The sequence below is a fragment of the Streptomyces sp. NPDC002690 genome (assembly GCF_053592415.1).
In genome coordinates this window covers 1-7,285 of sequence record NZ_JBSFVR010000376.1, presented here as the reverse complement: position 1 = coordinate 7,285, position 7,285 = coordinate 1, and the positions used below count along the sequence as shown (strand labels likewise).

The 7,285-nt window shown below is 73.7% G+C and carries 5 protein-coding genes; 3 read left to right on the top strand and 2 right to left on the bottom strand.

Annotation, left to right across the window (positions count from 1 at the left end):
• The first annotated feature begins 290 nt into the window (after positions 1-290).
• From ACWD3D_RS30920 to ACWD3D_RS30910, 3 genes are all read left to right on the top strand, one after another.
• A complete protein-coding gene (locus ACWD3D_RS30920; protein ID WP_451464057.1) occupies positions 291-1,268 on the top strand; it encodes an SMI1/KNR4 family protein in 978 nt (325 codons plus the stop codon).
• Between the two features lie 5 nt (positions 1,269-1,273).
• Positions 1,274-3,637, top strand: coding sequence for an SUKH-4 family immunity protein (locus ACWD3D_RS30915; protein ID WP_451464056.1), 2,364 nt, complete (start codon positions 1,274-1,276; stop codon positions 3,635-3,637).
• 272 nt (positions 3,638-3,909) lie between these two features.
• Positions 3,910-4,812 carry a cellulose-binding protein gene (locus ACWD3D_RS30910; protein WP_451464055.1) on the top strand — a complete coding sequence of 301 codons (903 nt, stop codon included), beginning with the start codon at positions 3,910-3,912 and terminating at the stop codon, positions 4,810-4,812.
• A gap of 40 nt (positions 4,813-4,852) precedes the next feature.
• Here ACWD3D_RS30910 and ACWD3D_RS30905 read toward each other — a convergent pair whose 3' ends face one another.
• Together ACWD3D_RS30905 and ACWD3D_RS30900 are read right to left on the bottom strand one after the other, a co-directional pair.
• The gene (locus ACWD3D_RS30905; RefSeq protein ID WP_451464054.1) at positions 4,853-6,100 is read right to left on the bottom strand and encodes a hypothetical protein; all 1,248 of its coding nucleotides are present in this window, start codon (positions 6,098-6,100) and stop codon (positions 4,853-4,855) included.
• Between the two features lie 310 nt (positions 6,101-6,410).
• On the bottom strand, positions 6,411-7,154 hold the full coding sequence (locus ACWD3D_RS30900) for a helix-turn-helix domain-containing protein (protein ID WP_451464053.1): 744 nt from the start codon (positions 7,152-7,154) through the stop codon (positions 6,411-6,413).
• Positions 7,155-7,285 lie beyond the last annotated feature (131 nt).

Here is a 7,285-nt window from a genome sequence, read left to right as displayed (position 1 = left end):
TGGTGCTCCAGCTGAGACGCGGGTCCCCGGAAGTGACTGTGTGTACGTCGTGCATGGCGTCGATTTCCTCCCGTGCAATCCCCCGAGTTGCGGGGGACAGCCTGCCAAATGTGTCGGACGGTGGGGAAGCTGGGGCGGTATTGGGTGCAGCGTGTCGCTCAAAGCCGCCCAACCGTCGCTCTTCCGTCACCTCGGTGTGACGGTCGGTGACGGCCGCGAAGGGGCGGTCCTGCCTGTTGCGCCACCGCATAGGCTGTGCGGAACACCGGACGCAGCAGGGGGCAACCGCCATGACGACAGGTCGGCTCGGGCAGCAAGCCGCGCCACCGAACGCGGCCTACGCCGGGCAGGTCGTGCACTTCCCGGACCCGGTCCGGGCGTCGCGCCACCCGAGGGGCGTACGGATCGACGCGAACGGTCATCCGGACTTCTCCCCGTACGCGCGCGCGGCTGCGGAGATCGCCGATCCGCCGGAGGGTTTCGGCATCGACGAACTCCGGCTCACGGACTACGTGTCGGCCAACGCCGCGCTGGCGGCGACCGGTCATGAGCTGTGGGACACGATCCCGGCGGTGGCGACCCCGCACGGCTGGACCTGGCACCACGTGTCGGGCGGCCGGCGGATGGAGCTGGTACCGGTCGACGTGAAGGCGTTGTTGCGCCACCACGCCGGACTGTCGACGACCCCGGTGGACCACGAGCGGCGCGGCACCCGGCCGTTGCAGGGCACCAAGCCCGCGCATTTCCGGCTGCCCAAGGGTGCCGTCGCGGTGTCCGAGACGCAGATCCTGGGCGCCGAGGAGGACTTGGGTTACCGGCTGCCGGGCGCGTACCGCTCGTTCCTGAAGGCGGCGGGCGGTTCCGCCCCGGTGGGCACCGCGCTCGACCCCGAGCTGGGGCTGCTGGTGGACCAGCCGTTCTTCACGGTGCGCGAGGAGGCGGCGGTCAACGACCTCGTCTACGTCAACAAGTGCCTGCGGGACCACTTCACCAAGGACTTCCTGGGCATCGCGTTCGTCCAGGGCGGTCTGCTGGCGGTGAAGGTGAAGGGTGGCGGCATCGGTTCGGTCTGGTTCTGCGCGTACGACGACGCGCGCGACCGGAACGAGATGACGGTGCAGGAGCGTTCCGACCGGCTGATGGTGCAGTGCGGCGCGGACTTCGACGCGTTCCTCGAACGGCTCGCGGGCAGCCCGCAGGAGCTGGACACGGTGGCCAACCTGATGGTGGACGGCGGCTTCGCGCGTGCCGTCCCGGTGGAGGGGTGAGCGCGATGGTGACGTTCGCACAGGCGCAGGAGCGGGCCGACGAGTGGGTCAACGGTGACGTCCCCGGCTACCAGCACCGGGAGGTGCGGGTCCGCGAGTTCGAACGGGGCTTCGTGGCATGGGCGGAGGACCGCCCGGAGGGCCCCGTCTCGGACGGTGGCCGCCAGCGCCTGGTCATCGCCCGCGACAGCGGCGAGGCCACGCTGTGGCCGGGACTGCCGGTGGGCGAGGTGATACGGCGTTACGAGGAGGAGTACGGCTCCCCGGAGGACGAGGTGCCCGCACCCCGGCCGCCCGCGCGCATCGACCTGAACCAGACGTCCTTCCTGCTGACGCCGCCGGAGTGGCTCCAGGAAGCGGCCGACAAGCTGGGCATCCCGGACCACCGGCGTGAGCCGTCCGACGCGGTTCCGGACGGTTCCGGCGGCGCCGGAGCGGTGCCCGCGCAGGCGGGCGGGCCGGGTGCGGTGAACGACGCGGTGAGCGATGCGGTGAACGACGCGGTCCCGGTGGCGCCCGCCGCTCCGGCCGCTCCCGTCGGCCCGCCCGCGCCCTCCGTCGCGACCTCGCACGCGCAGGACTCCGGGGCGACGCCGTGGCCCGCCCGGCAGCAGCCGGCGGACCACGAGCCGACCGCCTCGGACGGGGTTCCCGCGAAGGGCTCCCCGGTCGCCGCACCCGTGCCGGACGGTGCCACGCCGTGGGCGGGTACGGACACCAACCGCGACTCGGACGACGCGGCGGTCCCGCTGCCCGCCACCGTGTTCGCGCCGCCGCTCTCGGGCGCCGACGACGAGGGCGCGCCCACGCCGGTCGTTTCCGCCGACGCCCCGACCGCGCTGATGTCGGGCGGGGCACCCAGGCGGGTGCCGGGCGTCCCTCCGGGGGCCGAGGACATCGCGAACGCCGCGACCAGCAAGGCCCCCGTTCCGCCGCGCGGCCCGCGCCCCGGTTCCGTACCGCCGCCGCCCAGCGCCCCGGGCATCCCGGGCGCACGCCCCGGCGCGGTCCCGCCGCCCTCGGGCCCGGGCGCGCCCGGTGTGCCCGCCGCCGGTTACGTACCGACACAGCTGGCCCCCGCGGTCGGCCTGGGCGGCGCTCCGGGGGTTCCCGGTCCGCCCGGTGCTCCTGGGGTGCCCGGTGCTCCTGGTGTGCCTCAGCCGCCTGCCTCGCCTGCGCCGCCCGGTCCGCCTGCGCCGCCCGCGCCGCCCGGGGTTCCGGCGCCTCCCGGTCCGCCCGGGCCGCGCGGCGACGTGCACCACGCGGAGACGGTGTTCGCCGCGCCCCCGATCGGCGCCCCCGTCGGCCCGCCCGGGCCGCCGCCCGGCGTGCCCGGTCCCGGGGCCGTACCCCCGCCGCCGCCCGCGTACGGCTATCCGCAGCAGCCCGCCCAGCCGCCGACCGTGGGCCCCGGCTACCAGGCGGTGCTGCGGTACCGCGCGCCCGACGGCAGCGAGCAGCAGCTCATCCGCCGTTCGGCGCCGGGCACCCCGCACCCGGAGTGGCAGATGCTCTACGAGCTGCGCGGCATGAACGTGCCGCCGCAGCAGGTCATCGAACTCCACACCGAGCTGGAGTCCTGCGAGCTGCCCGGTGGCTACTGCGCCCGGATGATCCGCGAGATGTGGCCGCAGGTGCGGATCACCAGCGTCGCCCCGTACGGCACCGACCACGCGAGCCGTCAGCAGGGCATGCGGCACCTCCTCACCCATCAGGGTGAGCTGCACCAGGTCGCGGACGGACCGGCGCGGCCCGCCCCGGTGCGGGCGCCGCTGCCGCCGGTGCAGCCCGCGCCGCCGGTCGGGCCGGAAGGGGTGGCCGAGGAGCTGCTCCAGGCGTTCGGCCCGCAGGGTGTGCTCCGGTTCGACGAGCGGGCCGTGTCCCGGCAGGGCGTACCGGAAACGGTGGGCCGGACCCTGGTCTGGGCGGGGCTGCCCGCCGATTTCGGGCCGTTCTTCTGGGCCCAGCCCGGTCAGCCGGTCGTGCCGACCCTTGCCGAGCTGGCCGCGCAGCGCCAGGTGCGGCCCGCGCCGGACGCGGGGGCGTACCTGGTGATGGGTACGGACTTCGGCCGGGCGATCTGCGTCCAGTACGGCACGGCGAACATCGTGGCCGTGCCGGTGGAGGCCGGTCCGGGCGGGCAGTCGGTGCTGCCGCAGTTCGTCAACACGGGGCTGCCGGAGTTCGTCCGGTCCATGGCCCTGCTGGGGCGGATGTGGCGGCTGCGGTACGGGCTGAACCCGGAGCAGGCCGGCCGCTGGACCGTCGATTTCCAGGCGCAGCTGGCCGCCCTGGACCCGGCGGCGCTGGCGTCGCCGGAGAGCTGGTGGTCGGTGCTGCTGGAGCAGATGTGGGATGGCTTGATCTGATCCCTCCGTCGCGCGAGACCGCCGGAAACGTCACACGCTGAGACGCCCAACCCTTTGTTCTTCTGTTCGAAGGGGTGGGCGTCTTCGCGTGTCCGGCCTGCTTCGGCCGGGTATTCCTGGGGGTGTTTGCGGTGGGCGTTCGCGGACGCCGCCGGGCTGTGACGCCGGTCGCTTCCGTCCGGAAAGCGGCTGATCGATTCCGACTTCCGGCCCAATTGCCGCATCCTTGACCTCAGGATCGATGGCGGCGTGCGGAAGAGAGGGCTTCAGGGATGAGTGCTGCACCGGTGTCCGGACATGGCTTCGTGGGGGGACGAGGACGTGGTTACCGCCCGGAGCAGGTGGATCGTTTCGTCGCCGCACTCTCGGCCGAGCGGGACGCGGCCCTGGACCAGCTGTCCCGGCTGTCCGCCCTCGTGGAGCAGCTGACGGCCGAGTCGGCGCGGCTGACCGAGCAGGTCGCGGGCCTCGCCCCGCAGACGTACCAGGAGCTGAGCGAGCGCGCCCGGTCGATACTGGCCCTCACCGAGGAGGAGGTGGCCGAGTCCGGCGCCGCCGCCCAGGAGGCCGCGCAGGCGCTCCGCGACGCCGCCGAGACCGCCGGACGCGGGGCACGGGACGCGGGACGCGCGTACTCCGAGAAGGTGCGGACCCAGGCCGAGGAGGACGCGACGAGCATCCTCGCCGAGGCCCGCCGGGTCGCGGCGGAGACCCTGGCGCTGGCGGGCGAGGACGCCGCCGGGATCCGGGCGAAGGGCGAGGAGCTGATGGCCCAGACCCGTGCCCGCACGTCGAGCGTCCTCGCGCACCAGGAGCAGGAACACGCCGAGCGCCACAAGGCTTCCGAGGCTGAAGTCCTCGCCCGCGAAACTGAAGTGACGACCCGTCATGACGAATTGATGGGTCGCGCGGAGGCCGTCCTCGCGGCGGCGTGGCGCGGGCGCACGGAGGCCGAGGAGGCCGCACGCCACCGCCAGGAGGACGCGGGGGACCGGGCCTCCGAACTCTTCGCCGAGGCTCGGGTCCGCGAGGAACGGGTGGTCCGCGAGACCGAACGCATACTGCGCGAACACGAGGTCGCCCGCGAGGAGTTGCACGCCCGCATGACCCACGTGCGCAACTCCCTCGCCGCCCTCACGGGGCGTACGCCGAACCCGCCGACTCGGGAGGGCTGAGGGGGAGAGGCGACTGCGCCCGGGCGTTGAGGCGACCCGCTCAGGCGGGTGAGGCGGCTCGCGCCCAGGGTTGCTTGCGGGCCGAGAACCTCGGGCGTTTGGCGGGGGTGGCGGCCCGTGCTTCCTTGCTCTCGCGCAGAGCGGTACGCATCGAGGCGATCGAGCCCGTGGCGGCGTCCGCCGCTTGCTCGGGCACTTGGCCGCCGGGCTCGGCGCAGTTCTGACACGAGCCCGGTCCGGCCGCGCGGAACGCGCGCTCGCAGCCGCCGTCACAGGTCTGCCAGGGAAGCTGCACCACCGGCGATGGTGCGTCGAAAGGTGTGCTCAGATCCTCTGTCGGGTCGGCCCGGTTGGCGCGCGACGACACCGGAAGCGGCATGGGCCGGTCGCGGAGGCGGTAGGCGAGGATGCGGGCCGGGCGGGCCCGGAGGGGGGTCGGCAGCGCTGCGGTCAGGGTGTGGGTGATCGTCTCGGCATCCACCCCCTGGGCGAGCCAGTCGGCGACGGCGGGCGCCAGCTTGCTGACTTCGCGCCGGGACAGGATCAGCCGGGAATCGACGATACGCAGCGAGGCGAGGATCACCACCGCCTGCGGGTCGACACCGGTGATACCGAGGGGGGAGTCGTTCTCGGTGTCGGCCTCGTCCGGCTGAGTGAGGGGAGCGGGGGTGTCGGCGCCCTCCTCCGGGTCCGGGTCCGGGGCCGCTTCGGGGGGCGTGTCGGGGAGCGGGGCGGCCCGCTCCTCAGGGCGGGGCGCGGGCAGGCGGGGCGCGGGCAACACCGGCGCGGGAGGGGCCGGCGCGGGCGGCACCGGCGTCGGCGGCGCAGGGGCGGGCGGCACGGGCGCCTGCAACACCGGCGCTTGCAACAGCGGTGCGGACAACACCGGTGCGGGCGGCACCCGGTTGGGCGCCTCCGACTCCGGCAGTCGCAGCCCCGGGACCGTACGGAAGAAGGTGCGGGTACGGATGATGCCCCCGGCCCAGCGCTCCTTCCGGCGGACCAGATACCCGGCGTGCTCCAGCTCCCGCAGGGCGCGGGAGAGGGTGATCCGGCCCTCGTCGAAGTGCGCGCAGAGGGCGTCGACGGTCACGGGGGCGCCGTCCGGCAGCGACAGGATGTACGCGCCGACGCCCACCGCGACCGCGCTGCCCCGGCGTTGGGCCAGCGCGTTGTGCAGGATCGTGAAGTCGGAGGTCAGCCGCGTGCGGACATGGGTCACCCCGGAGGGTGGGTGTGCGGGCCCTGAGTGGGCGCGCGGAGGCGCGATAAAGTCGGTTGCAGCCATGGGGAAGTTGGATCCTTCCGGAGTGGTCAGACCCCCGGCTGGGATTGCCGTCCCGCCCGGGGGTCGCTCTGTGTATGAAGTCGTTGCGCTGAACGTAACCGCCCGAACTGCCCCAGAGCAACCAAGTCACCCGCACGGGTGATGACAAGGAGGGGAGGGAGGGGGGTCAGTTCTGTCTACCGGTCCTTTTGAGGAGTCCGCCGACCCACCGGGGGGCGGATTCCTGGCGCCCGGTGAGGCGACCGGCGGCAGGCCGATGTCCGGTCATGCGGCGGGTGTTGGCGAGTCTCCGGGGCGTGACGGGCCGGGCTCAGACGCGCAAGGACTCCGCGTGCTCGACGATCCTGTCCAACTGCGCTTCGGTGAGCCGCCGTACGCCCCAGATGAGTCCGGCCACTCCGCCGGGACGGCGCCCGGCCGACCGGGGGGCGGCAGGGGTGATGCCGGTCAACGCCGCCAGATCTTCGACGGAGACGTCGAGAACGACACCGAAGTCCGCGAGGAGTTCAGGGGTGAGCGGGACGGTCCCGCGCCCGACTCCTCCGTAGGTGGCGGCAGACCAGTAGCGTCCCGTGGCCACGAGGAAGGTCTGCGCGGTGGCGGTCCACCCGAGATTGCGGTTCCGCGCCAGCCGCATGAGCAGCGCCCCGGGTGTGTCCGGGTACTGCTCGAAGGGCGGCGGCGAGGCCGGGACGGGGAGGGCCCGCCGCTTTTGGGGCATCGACGCCACGAAGTTCCCGAGAGCTTCGCGGTGTTCCGGCCGTAGGGCGGTCGCTATGCGTATCAGCGGGGCCACCTGCGATCCGGCTCGCGTGTCCACCGGTGCGAGGTCGTCCGGGAGGTCGGCTCCGGCGATCACGAAGAGATCCGCCTCATGCAGCCCCAGCGCGGGCGCGAGCCTCCGCAGCGCGGACGAGCTGGGCGCAACGCCTTCCAGTACACCGGCCAGTTCACTTCCGGTGAGTCCCGACGCCTGGCCCAGTGCGGTGGCGTCCAGCCGCCTGCACTCCATCAGCCGCCCCAGAAGGGCCCCGAAGTCCATGGGTTCGCTCATCCGGGCAGCCTACGGATCTGATCCGTGCCGGCCGGGGCGGGACTGCGGTAGAAGTAGTTCTCCGCCCACAGAAAGGGGGCGCCGTACCAGGAGCCCCCGAAGTACTCCCGCCCCCAGGCGGCCCAGCGCTC